The organism is Candidatus Rokuibacteriota bacterium (assembly GCA_030647435.1).
Taxonomy (GTDB): domain Bacteria; phylum Methylomirabilota; class Methylomirabilia; order Rokubacteriales; family CSP1-6; genus AR37.
In genome coordinates this window covers 1-17479 of the sequence record JAUSJX010000046.1, presented here as the reverse complement: position 1 = coordinate 17479, position 17479 = coordinate 1, and the positions used below count along the sequence as shown (strand labels likewise).

The window sequence follows — 17479 nt, the reverse complement described above, 5'->3', positions numbered from 1 at the left end:
GAGGAAGGCGTGCCATATCAGACATTGATCGCGAGCGTACTGCACAAGTTCGTTGCCCGCCGCCTCGTCGAGAGACCCGCGCGTCTAACTCCTCGCTCAACCCGGACGGCCCGCAAGCGGGCCGCCGGTTAGCGCTACGTTCGATTGGTCCTTGATGTTGGCTGAGGAGGCCGCGTGGCCTACTTCTTCGAATGGGATCCGGCGAAGGCCGACGCAAACGCCGGCAAGCACGGAGTGACCTTCGACGAGGCCTCCACGGTCTTCGGCGACCCGCTCGCACTTCTGATGCTCGATCCGGAGCACTCGGTCAACGAGCAGCGGCACCTGCTGCTCGGGATGTCGAGCCAACAGCGGCTGTGCGTGGTAGCCTTTGCAGAGCGCTCGCCGCGGACCCGTCTGATCTCCGCAAGGCGAGCGACCCCACAAGAGCGGAGGCGATATGAAGCGAAAGGGTAGCAGGCGCCGGGCGACGGCCGATCGCGATACGTTGCGGCCTGAGTACGACTTCTCTGGCGCGGTCCGCGGTGTGACCGCGACAAGGTACGCTCAGGGAGCAAATGTCGTTCTGATCGATCCCGAAGTCCTCGACGTCTTTCCCGACGGCCTGGCGGTAAACGAGGCACTACGAGCGCTCGCGCCGGTCATTCGGCGCCGACGGCAGGGCGGGACGCGGCGGCGAAGCGCCTGACTCTGGAATGCAGCCGGCGGTCCGCTGCGCGTCCCGCGGCTGATACCCGGCGCATGAGCCAAATCGGTGAACGGATAGAATGGTTGCCTGATACCCTTCCAGTTTGAATGGGATCCGCGGAATGCAGCGGCCAACCAGGCCCAGCACAAGGTCTCCTTCGACGAAGGCGTGACGGTGTTCGGCGTGCGTAGCCGACATAAACGCCATTCTCGGACCCTCGGGCCCATCGGCCTCGGCACTGCCCTCCCACAGCGAACTCCGTGCTAGGATACCGGCCGTCCCGAACCCTCTGTCACCGAAGGAGACGCCGTGGTTCTCCGAGAAGACAACCTGATCGAGAAGGTCACCGAGAACAAGCTCCCGCACTACGAGCCCTACGGTTGGCACCACTGGCCCGAGCATCCCTGGTTCGCCTACCAATTCCGCCGCGGCCTCGGCGAGACCCAGGAGGGCGGTGGCACCGCCAGCGAGTGCTTCCAGGCGGCCGCCCGGATGATCCCGGGCGACAAGGAAAGCTGGCACCGCGAGTGGATGGTCGTAGCCAACCGCAACTTCGACCGGGGCGTTGAGGAGGAGCGGCAGGGGCACCTCCGCACCGCCATGAACTGCTGGCTGCGCGCGGCCGACTACTACCGCCAGGCCGAGTTCTTCCTCGCCCCGGACGACCCGCGCCGGCTGGCCACGTTCACCAGGATGGAGCAGTCGAGCCACCATTTCCTCCGGCACCTGAACCCGCCCGGCGAGGTGCTCGAGATCCCGTACGAGGCGGGTACCACCCTGTACGCGTACTTCGTCCGCGCGCCCTTCGCCGTCGAGCGGCAGCCCTGCCTGATCTCCATGGGAGGGCTCGACTCCGTCAAGGACGAGATGTGGTTCATGCAGGCCCACGGGGCGCTCCAGCGGGGCATCTCCGTGCTGATGATCGACGGGCCGGGGCAGGGCGGGACCCTCCGCCGGCACAAGCTCGCCACGCGCCCGGACTACGAGGTGCCCATCGGCAGATGCATCGACTACCTCCTCACGCGGAAGGACGTGGATGCCTCCCGCCTCGCGGTCTGCGGGTCGAGCCTGGGCGGCTACTACGCGGCGCGCGCGGGCTCCATGGAGCCCCGGCTAGCCGCGGCCATCTCTCACGGTGCCGTCTGGAGCATCTACGAGCTCTGGAAGAACGCCGACGAGAGCCACGGCCTCGCCAGCCACATCAAGTGGGTCTTCGGCGTCAAGTCCATGAAGGACGCGATCGAACGCTTCACGGTGTTCACGCTCGAGGGGGTGCTCGAGCACATGCGCTGCCCGTACCTCATCGTCCACGGCGGCTACGACGTGCTGGGAATGTCACAGGCCACGCGGACGTACGAGTACGCGAAGAGCAAGGGCGTCAACGTGACGCTCCGCTTCGTCACGCCGGAGGAAACCGGCGCCGAGCACTGCCAGCACGACAACCCGACCATCGGGCAAGAGTTGATGGCCGACTGGCTGGCCGACGTGTTCGGAATCGACCAGCGCGAGCTCAGGAAGCAGGCCTTGAACCCGCTGCTCTGACCCGGCGATGGAGACCGAAGGAGAACCGAGATGATCATCCGCAAGAACCCGAACGGCGCGCTGATACTGATCGGGCAGACCGACCACTCACGCTTCGTGGGACAGCTGGCCGCCCACTGGGGCAACGGCGAGTTCGAGACGCCCAAGCCGTACGGCTCCGTCGTCCGCGCGGCGACGTTCCACGACTACGGCTGGCTCCGCTACGAGACGAGCCCGCTGATCAACCCCGAGAGCGGCGAGCCGTACCCGTTCCTCCAGGTGCCGATGACCCCGCAGCAGCTCGGCTCGTACCAGTGGTCGCTCGACTGGATGGCCGACATCGATTCGTACTCCGGGCTCGTCATCAGCATGCACCGGACGGGACTGTGGCAAGGCCGGTACGGGACCATCAAGTACCCGCCGGGACGCTACAACCTCGCCAAGCGGACCCCGGAAGTGCAGGCGCTGATCGCCCACAACGAGGCGTGGCAAGAGAAGCAGCGGGCCACGCTCGACGCCAAGGGTGTGTGGACCAACTATCGCCTCCTGCAGGTCTGGGATCTGCTCGGCCTTTACTTCTGCTGCCAGGAGCCGTACGAGGACTACATCGAGCCGGTGCCCGTCAGCTACGCCGGCGCGGACGACGAGGGTGTGCGTCTCACTTTGAAGCCAGTCGGCCCGGGCAAAATCGCGTTCGATCCGTATCCGTTCGACGTCCGCCCCTGCCGTGCCCAGCTCTCGTACAAGACCGTCCCACGCTCGAGCTACGAGGACGTCGAGTTGTTCCGCAAAGCGTGGTTCCAGGCGGACGTCGGTCTCTTCGAATTCGAGCTCGTGTAACCCCTTCGCGCGCGCTTCCACAGCCCGGGCATTCATAGTAGAATCCCGCGCCGTGTGGACTCTTTCGCCGTCGCCGTCCGTCCGCGCACAGCTCCGCCGACTCGGGAGCCGCGTGAAGGTCACCGCGGCCGGCATGGCCTGAACCCCAATGGAGTTCCTGGTCAACCAGACCTTCAACGGCGTCACCTACGGGGCGCTCCTCTTCCTGCTGGCCGGCGGGCTCTCGCTGATCTTCGGCATGATGCGCATCGTGAACATGACCCACGGCTCCTACTATCTCCTCGGCGGGTACGTGGCCCTGACCGTGATGTGGGGCGGGGGCCACTATCTGCTGGCGGTCGTCGTGGGGGCGCTCGTCATCGCACTCATCGGCATCGTGGAGTGGAACGCCTTCCTCAAGCGCCTCTCCGGGCAGGAGCTGGGACAGGTCCTCACCACCATGGGCTTCGCGCTCATCTTCCAGGACCTGGCGCTCGTCATCTGGGGAGGCGATCCGTACATCATCCCCATCCCGGCCATGCTGTCGGGCAGCGTGTCGACGGGGCCGTTCACCTTCCCGATCTATCGCATCTTCATAGCGGCGGTGGCCGCCTTCATCGCCGCGGTGCTCTGGCTCGTGCTCGAGCGCACGCGCATCGGGGCCATGATGCGGGCCACCGTGGACGACCCCGAGATGGCCCGCGGCGTCGGCATCAACGTGTTCCTGATCTCCATGGGCGTCTTCTCCATGGGCGCGAGCCTGGCCGCGCTGGCCGGGGTGGTGGCCGGCGGCTTCGTCGGCGTCTACCCGGGCGCCGACTTCGAGATCCTGCCCTATGCCTTCGTCGTGGACATCGTGGGCGGCATGGGGAGCCTCAAGGGCGCGCTGATCGGCAGCCTTATGGTCGGTCTCCTGGACAACTTCGGCAAGGCGCTGTTCCCGGAGCTGTCCTACTTCACCCTGTTCGCTCCCATGGCGGCCATCCTCGCCGTGCGCCCCACGGGCCTTTTCGGGCGGGCGTGATGGGTGCGAACTGATGACACCCGGCACGGAGCCCATGATCGGTGTGGTGGGGGGGGCGAGCGGAGGGGGGGCGAGCGGAGGGGGGGCGAGCGGAGGGGGGGCGAGGGCAGGAGCGGCGCCGCTCGCCCCCAGGACGATGGGGTATGCGCTGCTGATCCCCGGCCTCGTCCTGGCGGCCCTGCTGGTTGCGCCGCCCTTCCTGTCGGGGTTTCTGCTCTCGCTCCTGACCCAGGCGCTGATCTACGCCATCCTGGCCATGAGCCTCGACATCGTCCTCGGCTACACGGGGCTGGCTTCCCTGGGGCACGCCGCCTATCTCGGCCTTGGCGCCTACGCCGTCGCCATCCTGACCACGCGTCACGGCGCAGGCTTCTGGGTGACCCTGGTCGCCGGCATCCTCCTCGCGGCGGCGGCGGCCGCCGTCTTCGGCCTGGTGGCCCTGCGCGCCACGGGCGTCTACTTCCTCATGATCACGATGGCGCTCGGTATGGTGGCCTGGGGTCTCGCGCACCGCTGGGTCTCCTTGACCCAGGGCGACAACGGCATCTCCTCGGTCCCGCGCCCGACGGGCCTGCCCGTCTCGCTGGTGGGGGCGGTGCCCTACTACTACTTCGCGCTGATCGCCTTCGTGCTCGCCTTCTGGTTCCTCCGCACCGTGGTCCGCTCGCCCTTCGGGCGGACGCTGGTCGGGATCCGCGAGAGTGAGTCCCGCATGCGGACCCTGGGCTACCACGTGTGGCTGCACAAGTACCTGGGCTTTGTGATCGCGGGCGGCGTCGGCGGCTTCGCCGGCGTGTTCTGGGGCTACTACAACGGCTTCGTCAGCCCTTCAGACCTCGAGCTGGCCACCTCGGTGGAGATCCTCCTCATGGTGGCTTTGGGCGGCCGCGGCACCCTGGTGGGGCCCGCTATCGGCGCCGGCATCATCGTGCTGCTCAAGAACCTCGTGTCCGTGTACACCCACCGCTGGCTCTTGCTCTTGGGCGCCGTGTACATCGGGACCATCGTCTACGCTCCGGAAGGCATCGTGGGGGCCGTACGTCAGTGGAATGCATCCAAAAGGAGGAACCGCACATGAGCACACGAAGGATCGCCGCGTTCCTGATCGCCGTCGTGCTGATCAGCATGGGGGGCATAGCACCCGCCGAGGCCCAGAAGGGCCCCATCAAGATAGGTTTCCTCGCGCCGATGACAGGCGGCGCCGCCCAGATCGGCAAGGACATGGTCAACGGCCTGACGATGTGGCTGGAGGAGAACGGCAACCAGATCGCCGGCCGGAAGGTCGAGGTGATCGTCGAGGACACGCAGGGCCAGCCCAACATCGCGCTGACCAAGCTGCGGAAGCTCGTCGAGAGCGACAAGGTGCACGTGCTCGCCGGCGGGCTGTTCGCCCACGTGGGCTACGCGCTGGCGCCGAAGGTCGACGAGTACAAGATCCCGATGCTCTACCCCGTCATGGCGGCCGACGATCTCACGCAGCGGAAGCCCGCCAAGTGGGTCGTCCGGAACGGGTGGACCTCGAGCCAGCCTTCACACCCGTTCGGCGAGTGGGTCGTCAAAACCCTCGGCTACAAGCGGGTGGTGACCATCGGGATCGACTATGCCTTCGGCTGGGAGGTCGTCGGCGGATTCCAGAAGACCTTCGAGGACGCCGGCGGGCAGGTGATCCAGAAGCTCTGGGCGCCGCTCGGCACCACCGACTTCGCGCCCTATCTCTCGCAGATCCGCAAGGACGCCGACGCGGTCTTCGCCTTGATGGTCGCCGCGTCGTCCCTCAGGTTCCCCAAGCAGTACCAGGACGCCGGGCTCAAGGCCAAGCTGCCGCTCCTCGGCGGCGGCACAACCTTCGACGAGTTTGTTCTGCCGTCGCTCGGTGACGAGGCCATCGGGGGGATCAGCCCGCTCATCTACAGCGCGGCCATCGACACCCCGGCGAACAAGCGCTTCGTGAAGGAGTACCGTGCGAAGTTCGGCAAGGTCCCCTCCTATTACTCGGAGGTGTGCTACACCACGGGACGGTGGATCAACGAGGCGGCCAAGGCCATCGGCGGGAACGTCGAGGACCGCGAGAGGTTTCTGGCCGCGCTCGGCAAGGTGGAGATCCCTGACGCGCCGCGAGGGCCCGTCAAGCTGGACGCCTACGGAAACCCGATCCAGAACATCTACATCCGGAAGGTCGAGAAGAAGGACGGCGAGCTGTGGAACACGGTGATCCACACCTACCCAGCCGTCTCGCAGTTCTGGAAGTACAAGCCGGACGAGTTCCTCAAGCAGCCCGTGTACGACCGGAACTACCCGCCGTGCAAGTACTGTTAGCCCGCCGGGAGCCGGCATGAGCGATGCCTCGTCCACGGCGTTGAGCCTCACCGGGCTCGTGAAGGACTTCGGGGGGCTCCGCGCGGTGGACGGCGTGTCGCTCGCAGTGCAGCCGGGTGAGCGCCGCGCGATCATCGGCCCCAACGGGGCCGGCAAGACGACCCTGTTCAGCCTCATCAGCGGCGAGCAGCGCCCGAGCGAGGGGACGATCACGCTCTTCGGGCGCGACGTGACGCGGCTGCCGCCCCACCGGCGGGCGGGGCTCGGCCTGGCCCGCACCTATCAGATCACCAACCTGTTCCCGCGTCTGTCCGCGCTCGACAACTGCCTGCTCGCCGTCCTGGCGCTGCTGCCGGTCAAGCTCCACCTGCACCGGGCGGTTACGCGCTACCCTCATCTCTTCGCGCGCGCGACCGCCGTGCTGGAATCGGTGGGCCTCGGCGCCAAGCCCGACGAGACCGTGAGGAACCTCTCGCACGGCGAGCAGCGCCAGCTCGAGATCGGGCTGGCCCTGGCCGGCGCGGCGCGCCTCATCCTGCTGGACGAGCCCACCGCGGGCCTGTCCCCCGCCGAGAGCCACCTGATGACCGAGCTGCTCAAGCGCCTCGACCCCGCCATCACGCTCCTCATCATCGAGCACGACATGGACGTGGCCTTCGCGCTCGCCGACCGGATCACCGTGCTCCAATACGGCCGGGTCGTGGCCGACGGCCCGTCGCAGGCCGTGAAGGCCGATCCGATGGTCCAGGAGATCTACCTCGGAGCGATCGAGGTGTGATGCTCGAGGTGCGTGACATCCACACCTACTATGGCGACAGCTACGTGCTGCAGGGGATGTCGCTCCGGGTGGAGCGGGGTCAGGTGGTGGGCATCGTCGGGCGCAACGGCATGGGCAAGACCACCCTGATCCGCTCCATCGTGGGCTTCACGCCGCCGCGGCGCGGACAGGTGCTCTTCAAGGGCCACGATATCACCGGCTGGCCCTCCAACCGGTCGGTGGCGCTCGGCCTGGGTCTGGTCCCCCAGGGCCGCCGCGTCTTCCCCTCGCTCACGGTGCTCGAGAACCTGCTGGTGGCCGCGCGCGGGCCGGCGCACAGTGTCGGCGGCCCCTGGACCGTGGACCGGGTGATGGACCTCTTCCCGAGGCTCCGCGAGCGCGCGGGCACCCGAGCGGGCAAGCTCTCGGGTGGCGAGCAGCAGATGCTGGCGATCGCGCGGGCGCTCATGACCAACCCGGAGCTGCTCCTGATGGATGAGCCCACCGAGGGCCTGGCGCCGCTCCTCGTGCGCGAGGTGGGCCGCGTGATCGAGCGCCTCAAGGCCTCGGGGCTGTCCATCCTCCTGGTCGAGCAGAACCTGCCGCTGGCCATCCGGCTGGCCGACCACGTGCACGTGGTCTCGCGGGGGCGCATCGTGCACTCGGGCCCGGCCCCGGAGCTGTGGGCCAACGCGGACGTCAAGTCCCGCTACCTCGGAGTCTGAGCGGGCGTGAGGGGAGACGCATCGTGAAATTCGGCACCTTCTACTTCTTCCAGGCTACGCCGGGGCAGCGTCACGCCGACATCATCCGCGGAGAGCTCGATCAGGTCGAGTGGACTGAGGAGCTGGGCTTCGACGAGATCTGGCTCACGGAGCACCATTTCATCGAGTACGGGCTCTCGGTCGATCCGGCGGCGCTCGCCTCCGCGGCCGCCTCGCGCACGCGGCGGATCCGCATCGGCCTAGCCGCCGCCATCCTGCCCTTCCATCACCCGCTGCGGCTCGCGGAGCAGATGGCGCTGGTGGACATCATCTCGAACGGCCGGCTCGACGTCGGTGTCGGGCGCGGCAACCGCCCCGCCGAGTTCCGCGGCTACCGCGTGCCGCAGGAGGAGAGCCGTGAGCGCTTCGACGAGGCCGTGGAGATCATGCAGCGCGCGTGGACCGAGGACCGCTTCAGCTACGACGGGCGCTTCTTCAAGGTGCCCGAGGTGTCCGTCATCCCCAAGCCCGTCCAGCGCCCGCACCCGCCGCTCTACCAGGTGTGCGTGACGAAGGACGGCATCGAGAACACGGCGCTCCGCGGCTGGCCCATGCTCAACTCCGTCCTCTTCGGCCCCGTCAGCCAGCTCGTGACCAACCGCGACACCTATGTCGAGACCTTGAAAAAATCGGGGCGCAGCCCGGAGGAGATCACGAGCCTCCTCTCCCGCTGGGGCGTCTCGCGCCAGATCTACGTTGCGGAGACCGACGCGAAGGCGTTTGCCGAGGCCAAGGACGCCGAGCTCTGGTACCAGGAGTCCTTCAAGAAGTTCGTCGTCCCCGACCGCATCGAGGACACGCATCCGTCGCTCCAGCCCGGCTTCCGCGCCATGGCGGAGCGCCTCTCGAAGGTCACGTGGGAAGGGCTCGTCGCCGAGACGCTCGCCTTCGGCTCGCCTGACACGGTCGCGCGGCACATCGAGGAGATGCGCCAGTTGGGCGTCGGGCAGGTGATGTGCTGGATGAACTTCGGCGGCCTCTCCCAGGAGCGAGTGCGCCGCTCCATGGAGCTCTTCGCGCGCGAGGTCATGCCGCGCTTCCGCCAATAAAACCCCTCTCCCCCACCGGGGGAGAGGGCCGAAGTTCGAGCCGAGACGCTCGTTTCGAGCGGTGAGGCGAGGGCTGAGAGAGTGAGGGGGTTCGCGATGAAGACCAACTACCGCCTCGAAGGCCCTTCCGGCGCGCCCGTCGTCACGCTGACCCACCCGCTGGGCGCCACGCTCGCCCTCTGGGACGACCACGTGGCGGCCCTCACGAAGCGCTTCCGCGTCCTGCGTTACGACGTGCGCGGCCACGGCGGCTCCGAGAATCCGCCGGGCCCCTACACCCTCGAGCAGATGGCGGGCGATCTCTTCGATCTCCTGGATTTCCTCGGCATAGAGGAGACGCACTTCGTGGGCGTCTCCATGGGCGGGCTCATCGGCATGACCGCGGCGCTCACGCGTCCGTCGAGGATCCAGAGCCTCGTGCTCTGCGACACCACTGCCTGCTACGGCCCCGCCGTGCGCCCGATGTGGGATGACCGCATCCGCGTGGCAGAGAGCGATGGCATGACCGCGGCCCTCGTCGACCGCACCATGGCGATCTGGTTTACCGAGGCGTTCCGCGCCCGACACCCGGACGTGGTCGAGCGCATCGCCACTATGCTGCGCAAGAGCGACCCGCGCGGCTACGCCGCCGCCATCCGCGCCATCGGCTTCGTGGACCTGACGGACCGCATCGGCGCCATCCGCTGCCCGGCGCTGGTCGTGGTCGGCGAGCAGGACCCCGGCACCCCGCCCGCCATGGCCCGCGTCATCCTCGAGCGCATCGCGGGCTCGGAGCTGCTCATTCTCCAAGGCGCCATGCACTGCGCCGTCGTCGAAGACTCCGAGCGCTTCCTCCACGCCCTCCTGGAATTTCTCGCGGCACGCCCGTAGCAGGGGAGCCGGCGGCTCTAACTTTGCCTAAAGGTGACCGGCCGCCCGTGGCACCTATTGGCAAGGGGGACGGCATGGACCTGGAGCAGCTGATCGGCCGGGCCAAGCAGGGCGACCTGGACGCGTTCGCGGAAGTAACCCGACGCTTCCAGCACATGGCCTTCGGCTATGCGCTGTCCATCGTGCGGGACCTCCAGCAGGCGGAAGACGTCGTCCAGGAAGCCTTCGTTGCCGCCTGGTTCGGGGCTCCTCACTCTCGCCGATCCGGCTGCGTTTCCCGGCTGGTTCCGGGGGATTGTCCGCCACCAGGCCTACCGGCTCGTGAGGCAGAGAGAGATCGAGGCCCTTCCCCTGGCCGCCGCCGAGGCTCTGGCCGCCGAGGAGTCGCGGCCGGGTGACCGGCTCGAGCAAGGGCAGCAGATCGTCGCCGTCCTGGGCGCCATCGCCCGCCTGCCGGCGCCCCTGCGCGAGATCGTGACGCTCTTCTACGTGCACGATTGCACCCAGCAGGACATCGCGACGTTCCTCGGCCTGCCCCTGACGACGGTGAACAACCGGCTGCATGCAGCGAGGACGCGGCTCAAACGGAGGACGCTGACCATGGTCAAGGACACGCTGGAAGCGCATCGGCTCCCCGACGGCTTCGCCGCTCGCATCGGCCGGATCGTGCGGGCCCGGGAGGGGGTCGTCGAGGTTCTCTTCGATCCGACCAGGTTGCCGGACCCCCTCACGGAGCTCACCGTGAGCGACGAGGGCCGGCGACGGGCCGTCGCGGTGCAGGTGGTCCAGCTGCTGGAGAACGGCGTCGTTCGCTGTATTCCCATGTCGCCGATCGAAGGGCTCTCACCCGGCATGACCGTGCTGAGCTCCGGCCGACGCGCCGAGGCGCCGGTCAGTCGAGAGGCGCTGGACGGAGCGGTTCGCCTCCTGCCCGGAGCGGCCCTGGAACCAGGCGGCCCGCCAGAGCTGCTCGAGACAGGGATCAAGGTCATCGACGTGATGTGTCCGCTGGCACGTGGCGGCACGGTGGTCATCGCGGGCGAGTACGCCGCCGGCACGATGGTCGTGACCGAAGAGGTGTGCCGGCGCGTCCACAGCAAGCCCGGCGGGGTCTCGATGTTCACCTTTATCCCGCCGGGACCCGGCCTTTCGTTCCAGGAAGTCTGGGCGAAGGAAGGGTTCACCGGAGGCACGGCCGGAACCGTTCAGACCTTCTACTTCATTGGGGAGGAGGAGTGGACGACCGAGCGCCTCTCGGCTCTGCCCGCGGTCGATGCCGTGATTCGACTCTCTCGAGAGCTGGCGCGACAGGGCATATACCCCACGGTTGACGCGATCATCTCGCGGTCCCGCCTGCTGGATCAAAAGCTTGTCGACCACGATCACGCGGAGGTCGCCGCCCAGGTCCGAGAGGCGTTGACGGCCTGCACCGCGGGGTCTACTGGGCCCGCCGCGCTCTCCGAGGCGGCGGATCCTTCCACTCGAAGGGCTCGCAAGCTTCTGCGCTTTTTCTCTCAACCATTCTTCGTCGCCGAGCCTTACACGAAGCAGCCCGGTCTGTACGTCTCTCGCGAGGACGCCCTCCGCGGGTGCCGGGCGATTCTGAGCGGGGAGTGTGATGCAGTGCCGGAGCAGGCTTTCTACTTCACCGGGACGCTGGAAGACGTGATGCGCAAGGCGCGCGGTGCCTGAACAGGAGAGGAAAGAATAGGGGTCAGGTCTTGAATTCCGACATTCCCGTCGGCAGATGCGGCGGCCGCCCGCGGTGAAAACGTCGAGCTGACGTCGAGCCGCTATCTGTGTCGAGGGCGCTGCTTTCCTTGGCTCTTGGGGGATGGTTTCGCGCGTCTGCGGCTAGACGTCGCGGAACGTGGAGGTTTCCGCCGTCCCGCTCCCTGCGTCTCGAGCGCCGTCACCACCACCGCGAGATCTTCCGCGCCGTGGCCTGCCGCCTGGGCGGCGGCATAGAGGCGCTCGGCCAGGTCGGTGAAGGGGAGCGGCGCACCGACGGCGGCCGCAGCCTCCTGCATCAGGTGAAGGTCTTTCATGAAGAGGTCGAGCTTCATCTGGGCGGGGAACTCGTTGCGGACGACCAGGGGGCCACGGACCTTCAGCATGGCGGAGGCCGCGGCGCTCGAGTTGAGCACCTCGAGCGCGAGATCGAGATCCAGGCCGGCCCTGCGCGCGAGGGTCAGGGCCTCGGCGGCCGCCGCGCTGTGGAGCGCCACCAGGAGATTGGCGACGAGCTTGAGAGTCATGGCCTGGCCCACGCGGCCGACGTGGACGACGCGCGGCAGGGCGGATTCGAGCACGGGGCGCCAGCGATCGTAGAGGGCGCGCTCCCCTCCCACGAAGAAGCTGCCGTCGCCGCGCTCGATCATGGAGGTCGTGCCGCTGACGGGGCAGTCGAGGAAGCCCAGGCCCTTGCCCGTGACCTCCCGCGCCAGCCGCTCGGTGAGCGCCGGGGAGATCGTGCTCATCTGGATGACCGTGAGGCCCGGCCGCGCGCCGGCCAGGATGCCGCCGCGCCCGAGCACCGCGGTCTCGGCTGCCGCGAGCGAGGGCAGGAGGGTGCAGACGGCTTCGGCTGATTGAGCGACGGCGGCGGCCGAGGGTGCTGCCTTGCCGCCCATGGCGGTGAGGGCTGCGACGCGGGCGGGCAGGATATCGAAGCCGACGACGGCATGGCCCGCCTTGACGAAGCGCGAGGCGATGGCGGAGCCGAGGAGGCCGATGCCGACGATGCCGACGGTGGTCATGGAGTCACCGCCCCCTCACCCTGCCCTCTCCCCCGGAGCGACTGTCTTGTTTGTCAAGCGGATTCTGGTTGCCATGGGCGTTGGTCTCGCAGCATCGCGTTCAGGATGGTGAGGAGCTTGCGCATCGCGGCGGTGAGGGCAACTTTTTTCGGCCGGCCGGCCGCGGTCAAGCGCTGATAGACATGGGCGATCGCCGGGTTGAAGCGGACCGCGGTGAGAGTGGCCATATACAGCACGCTGCGCACCGCAGGGCGGCCCCCAGCGATCATGCGGCGGCCACGCCAGTGGCCGCTCTCTCGGTTGAACGGAGCGACACCGACCAGGGCGGCGATCTTGCGGCGATCCAGGTGGCCCAGCTCCGGGAGGTCGGCGATCAGCGTGTACGCCGTGATATCGCCAACGCCAGGCACGGAGTGGAGCAGGTTGTCCCGCTCCCGCCAGATCGGGCTGGAACGGATGCGGGTGGCGAGGTCGACCTCGATCTCGGCCAGAGCCTTGGTCAGCCAGCGGATGTGCGTGGCGATACAGCGTTGCAGCCGCAGGTCGCGCGCCTGGTGGTGGCGGTTGCGCTCGGCCCCGAGCATGTCCACCAGTTGCCGGCGGCGGGTGACGAGGTCGCCCAAGGCCTGCGCCTCCGGGGTGGGCAGGGGCCGGACCTCGGGCTGCACGGCTTCGGCGAACCGGGCCATGAGGCGGGCATCGAGCGCGTCGGTCTTGGCGAGCTGGCCCGTGGCGCGGGCGTAATCGCGGATCTGCCGCGGATTGACCACGGCCACCGGCACCCCCGCGCTGGCCAGCACCGCGGCCACGGGGATCTCATAGCCCCCGGTCGCCTCGAGCACCACCAGGCGCGGCCCGAGGGGTTGCAGCCGAGCGACGAGCCCCGCGAGTCCCGCGTCATCGCGACTGAGCTGGAACCGCTCGTCGGTCGGATGAACATGGACATCCACTTGGTCCTTGGCGATATCGATCCCCACAAAGGTGCGTTCCATGACCCGTCCTTGTCTATGCGGGCTTCGGTGGCCCTGGCGACTGTTCGGGTTCACGGCACGTGAAGCGGCGGACGGGGCCCCAAGCTCCGGGACGGTCTCGGTCGACCGAGGGGGAAACGGGCTCCCGCCCACCTTCACCCGGCCAGTCTTCTTGGCCGGTGTCTGCATGATACAAGGGGGAGAGGGGCAGGGTGAGGGGGCGCATAGGACGCGGAACACGCGTTCGTGAATAGAGCAGGTTAATACGGCCATGGGCCACACGATCATCGAGACGCGCGAGCTGACGAAGGACTACCACCTGGGGGGCCAAGCCGTCCACGCGCTCCGCCACGTCTCGGTCAAGATCCACGCGGGCGAGTTCGTGGCCGTCATGGGCCCGTCCGGCTCGGGCAAGTCCACCTTCATGAATCTCCTCGGGTGTCTCGACAAAGCCACGAGCGGGCGCTACGTGCTCGACGGCGTGGATGTCTCCGAGCTAAGTGACGACGCCCTTGCCGGCATCCGCAACGGGAAGATCGGCTTCGTCTTCCAGACCTTCAACCTGCTGCCGCGCACGAGCGCGCTCGAGAACGTCGAGCTGCCCCTGCTCTACTCACGCGTCCCTGCCGCCGAGGGACGGGCGCGGGCCGAAGCAAAGCTCAACGCGGTCGGCCTGGCCCAGCGCGCCGACCACCACCCCTCCCAGCTGTCGGGCGGCCAGCAGCAGCGGGTCGCCATCGCCCGGGCGCTGATCAACGACCCGGTCCTGATCCTGGCCGACGAGCCCACGGGCAATCTCGACACGCGCACGAGCATCGAAGTCATGGCCTTGCTCCAGGACCTGAACCGGCAGGGCATCACGGTCGTGGTCGTGACGCACGAGGCGGACATCTCTCAGTTCGCCTCGCGCGTGCTGGTGTTCCGCGACGGCCGCTTGACCAGGGACGAAGCGGTCGCGATGCCCAAGGAGGCGCGGCGGCTGCTGGCGGCGCTGCCGCCCGAGGAGGACGACGCGTGAACGTGCTCGCCAGCTCCCGCATCGCCGTCCGCGCGCTGCGCGTGAACAAGCTCCGCAGCACGCTGACCATGCTCGGCATCATCATCGGCGTCGGCGCCGTGATCGCCATGGTCGCCATCGGCACGGGCGCGCAGGCGCGCGTGGCCGAGCAGCTCCAGGCTCTCGGCGCGAACATGATCTTCGTGTTCCCCGGCACCACGACCTCCGGGGGCCTGCGCTTCGGCCACGGCAGCTCGATCACGCTGACCGAAGACGACGCCTGGGCCATCCCGCGCGACGTACAGGGGGTGCAGGTCGCCGCGCCGAGCGTGCGCGGCGCGGGCCAGCTCGTCTGGGGCAACCTCAACTGGTCCACCATCATCCAGGGGGTGACGCCTGAGTATTTCGAGGCCCGCGACTGGCCCACGTCGTCGGGACGCGTCTTCGGACAGGAGGACCTGGACGCCGCCGCCAAGGTCGCCATCCTCGGGCAGACCGTGGCCGAGAGCCTCTTCGGTGACACGGATCCGATCGGACAGACCATCCGCGTCAAGAAGCTCTTGTGCACGGTGGTCGGCGTCCTCGAGCGCAAGGGCCAGAACACCTGGGGGCAGGACCAGGACGACGTGATCATGATCCCCCTGACGACCGCCAAGCGGAAGGTGCTCGGCGTCACCCAGGCCAATGCCCGCACGATCGGCGCCATCTCCATCAAGGTGCGCGACAACGAGGACCTCAAGGAAGTCCAGCAGGAGATCCGCGAGGTGATGCGCCAGCGGCACCGCCTCCAGCCCGGCCAGGAGGACGACTTCGGCATCCGGAGCGCGGCCGAGATGGTCCAGACAAAGGACGAGCAGGCGCAGCTCATGACCAAGCTCCTGATGTCCATCGCCTCCGTCTCGCTGCTGGTCGGCGGCATCGGCATCATGAACATCATGCTCGTCTCGGTGACCGAGCGGACGCGGGAGATCGGGCTCCGCATGGCGGTGGGCGCGCGGGGGCGCGACATCCTGACCCAGTTCCTCGTCGAGGCGCTGACCGTCGCCCTGATCGGGGGGAGCATCGGCGTCGTGGCGGGGCTCGCCGCCTCGTACACGCTGGCCTACTTCGGCGACTGGCGCACGGTGATCAGCCCGCCGGCCATCCTCCTGGCCTTCGGGTTCTCCGGGCTCATCGGCATCTTCTTCGGCTTCTACCCTGCCCGAAAGGCCGCGGGGCTCAATCCGATCGACGCCCTGAGATACGAATGACCAGGCGCCTCCTGGCGGTCGTCCTCCTGGCGGCGCTCTGTGCGGCGCCCGCCTTCGCGCAGACCTACACGTTCACGCCTCAGTCCTCGAAGGACCTGACCCTTACCTACCAGACCCAGCGAGAGGGCGGCTCGCGCGTGCTGATCCTGGGTGAAGTGCGCAACGGCGCCGCCCAGCCGTGCGAGCGCGTCGTCGTCAAGGCCGAGGGGCTCGACGAGAACGGCCGCGTCGTCAGCCGGGGCCGGGCTTATGTGACGGGCACCATCAGGGGGAGGGCGTCGGCGCCCTTCGAGATCAGGCTGTCGTCGGCGGGGTCGGAGCGGCGCTACCGCGTGGAGATCGAGACCTTCGAGTTCGCGACCCGCTTCGAGGGCCAGTAGCGGTCCCCCGGCCCGCTCGGCCGGGTGAACGCCACGAACCCGCCCGGGACGACCCAGGCCGTGACATTCTCAAGGGCGCGCGCCATGCCCGAGCCGACGTGACCGTGGGCGAGAGCGGCTGGTTCATCCCGCGTGGGAGGGTACCGGCCGTGGACTGCGGGCTGACGACCTCCGCGTGAAGCTTCGGCGACACGCCTGGGTCTGTGCCAAGGTTGCCGTCAGGGTCACGAACCCATGGCTCCTTGCCCTTTCGCCTCTCCCAGTTTTTGCGCATCGACCGACAATTTTAGGTGGAAGGAATCCCCCCCACCCAGTAAGTACACGATTTCACAGCGTGGGAAAAGTGGCCTCTTCATTGCTCCTTGTAAAGAAGAGAGACACCCCCTATGCCCACGAGCCAATCCCCTGCACCGGTCCCAGATTCTCAGCCGCACATCCTGGTGGTCGACGATGATCCCTTGGTCACCCAGCTCATCGTGGACACGCTGACGAGGGAGGGATATCGGGTGGACAGCGCGCCGAACGGCGTGGCGGCGCTGGAGAAGATCCAGCACCAGCACTACGATCTCATCCTGAGCGACCTCCACATGCCGCAGCTGAACGGCGTCGGCCTCTATCTGGCGCTGACGCAGCAATCGGACCGCCTGTCCGAGAGGATCATTTTCCTCACGGGAAGCGCGGCTGCGTCCGACCTGCATCGTTTTCTGAAGGAAACGGGACTGCCCGTCCTGCGGAAGCCCTTTGCCCTCGTCGAGCTGCTGCGGCTGGTTCGCCAGGTACTGGAGTCCCGCTGACCACTTCGCGGACGTGGCGAGCGCGCGGCGTTGCGACGCGTCAAGGGATCTCCCCTGCCGGGCTGACGGGAAGTTACACCCAGAACCAACTGAATTTCAACCTGGTCGGGAGCTTCTAGCCCGGATTATGCGTGAAGACATGCGCCACCCTCACCCCGACCCTCTCCCTCTCCGAGGGAGAGGGAGCCGTGTCGATCCCCTCGCCCCCGGAGCGGGCGGCCTCCGACGCCGCCTCAGCGAGAAAATCGTCGGCGATGCTCGACGATGGCGCCGTACGGCAGCACGCGTAGCAGTTCCTCGACGGTCGTGGTGCCCGCCACCAGCCGCTCGTGGGCATCCTGAGCCATGCTGCACGTAGTGCGCTGTGCGCTCTCGCATACTTCGTCGAAGGGTGCCTGCCTGGTGATGAGCCCCGCGTCTTGCTCGTCGGGCATCCAGAGATCGGCGACCATCATCCGGCCTTTGTAGCCGCTGAAGCCGCAGTCGGCACACCCCACCCCTCGGAAGAGCTTCACGTGGG

The 17479-nt window shown here is 67.9% G+C and carries 19 protein-coding genes; 16 read left to right on the top strand and 3 right to left on the bottom strand.

All coding sequences use genetic code 11. From position 1 onward, the window contains the following. The first annotated feature begins 174 nt into the window (after window positions 1–174). The 12 genes from Q7W02_08505 to Q7W02_08450 all read left to right on the top strand — a co-directional run bounded on the left by Q7W02_08505 (window position 175) and on the right by Q7W02_08450 (window position 11500). The gene (locus Q7W02_08505; GenBank protein ID MDO8476225.1) at window positions 175–456 is read left to right on the top strand and encodes a BrnT family toxin; all 282 of its coding nucleotides are present in this window, start codon (window positions 175–177) and stop codon (window positions 454–456) included. Then, window positions 440–688, top strand: a complete 249-nt coding sequence (locus Q7W02_08500; GenBank protein MDO8476224.1) for a hypothetical protein — start codon at window positions 440–442, stop codon at window positions 686–688. The genes Q7W02_08505 and Q7W02_08500 overlap by 17 nt, the downstream gene beginning before the upstream one ends. Window positions 689–997: 309 nt before the next feature. Then, window positions 998–2230, top strand: coding sequence for an alpha/beta hydrolase (locus tag Q7W02_08495; GenBank protein MDO8476223.1), 1233 nt, complete (start codon window positions 998–1000; stop codon window positions 2228–2230). A 30-nt stretch (window positions 2231–2260) separates the two neighbouring features. Beyond that, window positions 2261–3049: a DUF3891 family protein gene (locus Q7W02_08490; protein MDO8476222.1), complete on the top strand. Its 789-nt coding sequence runs from the start codon at window positions 2261–2263 to the stop codon at window positions 3047–3049. 148 nt (window positions 3050–3197) lie between these two features. Continuing rightward, the gene (locus tag Q7W02_08485) at window positions 3198–4052 is read left to right on the top strand and encodes a branched-chain amino acid ABC transporter permease (GenBank protein ID MDO8476221.1); all 855 of its coding nucleotides are present in this window, start codon (window positions 3198–3200) and stop codon (window positions 4050–4052) included. Window positions 4053–4188: 136 nt separating this feature from the next. Next, window positions 4189–5130, top strand: a complete 942-nt coding sequence (locus tag Q7W02_08480) for a branched-chain amino acid ABC transporter permease (protein ID MDO8476220.1) — start codon at window positions 4189–4191, stop codon at window positions 5128–5130. After that, complete coding sequence (locus tag Q7W02_08475) at window positions 5127–6368, top strand: ABC transporter substrate-binding protein (GenBank protein MDO8476219.1); 1242 nt, start codon at window positions 5127–5129, stop codon at window positions 6366–6368. Before Q7W02_08480 ends, Q7W02_08475 begins: the two co-directional genes overlap by 4 nt. Window positions 6369–6384: 16 nt before the next feature. After that, on the top strand, window positions 6385–7146 hold the full coding sequence (locus tag Q7W02_08470; GenBank protein ID MDO8476218.1) for an ABC transporter ATP-binding protein: 762 nt from the start codon (window positions 6385–6387) through the stop codon (window positions 7144–7146). Further along, window positions 7146–7850 (top strand): ABC transporter ATP-binding protein, encoded by a 705-nt coding sequence (locus Q7W02_08465; GenBank protein ID MDO8476217.1) that lies wholly within the window; start codon window positions 7146–7148, stop codon window positions 7848–7850. The genes Q7W02_08470 and Q7W02_08465 overlap by 1 nt, the downstream gene beginning before the upstream one ends. 23 nt (window positions 7851–7873) lie before the next feature. Beyond that, entirely contained in the window at window positions 7874–8938 is a 1065-nt protein-coding gene (locus tag Q7W02_08460) for an LLM class flavin-dependent oxidoreductase (protein MDO8476216.1), read from the top strand. 96 nt (window positions 8939–9034) lie between these two features. Further along, window positions 9035–9808: an alpha/beta fold hydrolase gene (locus Q7W02_08455; GenBank protein ID MDO8476215.1), complete on the top strand. Its 774-nt coding sequence runs from the start codon at window positions 9035–9037 to the stop codon at window positions 9806–9808. 228 nt (window positions 9809–10036) lie between these two features. After that, complete coding sequence (locus tag Q7W02_08450; protein ID MDO8476214.1) at window positions 10037–11500, top strand: sigma-70 family RNA polymerase sigma factor; 1464 nt, start codon at window positions 10037–10039, stop codon at window positions 11498–11500. A gap of 101 nt (window positions 11501–11601) precedes the next feature. On the opposite strand, the gene Q7W02_08445 is transcribed toward Q7W02_08450, so the two are convergent. Next, window positions 11602–12567, bottom strand: a complete 966-nt coding sequence (locus tag Q7W02_08445) for an NAD(P)-dependent oxidoreductase (protein ID MDO8476213.1) — start codon at window positions 12565–12567, stop codon at window positions 11602–11604. Window positions 12568–12620: 53 nt separating this feature from the next. After that, a complete protein-coding gene (locus tag Q7W02_08440; GenBank protein MDO8476212.1) occupies window positions 12621–13559 on the bottom strand; it encodes an IS110 family transposase in 939 nt (312 codons plus the stop codon). 250 nt (window positions 13560–13809) lie between these two features. On the opposite strand from Q7W02_08440, the gene Q7W02_08435 reads away from it, so the two are divergent. From Q7W02_08435 to Q7W02_08420, 4 genes are all read left to right on the top strand, one after another. Continuing rightward, on the top strand, window positions 13810–14556 hold the full coding sequence (locus Q7W02_08435) for an ABC transporter ATP-binding protein (protein MDO8476211.1): 747 nt from the start codon (window positions 13810–13812) through the stop codon (window positions 14554–14556). Continuing rightward, window positions 14553–15785 carry an ABC transporter permease gene (locus Q7W02_08430; GenBank protein MDO8476210.1) on the top strand — a complete coding sequence of 411 codons (1233 nt, stop codon included), beginning with the start codon at window positions 14553–14555 and terminating at the stop codon, window positions 15783–15785. The genes Q7W02_08435 and Q7W02_08430 overlap by 4 nt, the downstream gene beginning before the upstream one ends. Then, complete coding sequence (locus Q7W02_08425) at window positions 15782–16165, top strand: FxLYD domain-containing protein (protein MDO8476209.1); 384 nt, start codon at window positions 15782–15784, stop codon at window positions 16163–16165. The genes Q7W02_08430 and Q7W02_08425 overlap by 4 nt, the downstream gene beginning before the upstream one ends. Window positions 16166–16551: 386 nt before the next feature. Next, window positions 16552–16959: a response regulator gene (locus Q7W02_08420; GenBank protein MDO8476208.1), complete on the top strand. Its 408-nt coding sequence runs from the start codon at window positions 16552–16554 to the stop codon at window positions 16957–16959. A gap of 233 nt (window positions 16960–17192) precedes the next feature. On the opposite strand, the gene Q7W02_08415 is transcribed toward Q7W02_08420, so the two are convergent. Then, window positions 17193–17479: hypothetical protein (locus Q7W02_08415; GenBank protein ID MDO8476207.1), on the bottom strand; the 287-nt coding region annotated here is incomplete at its 5' end.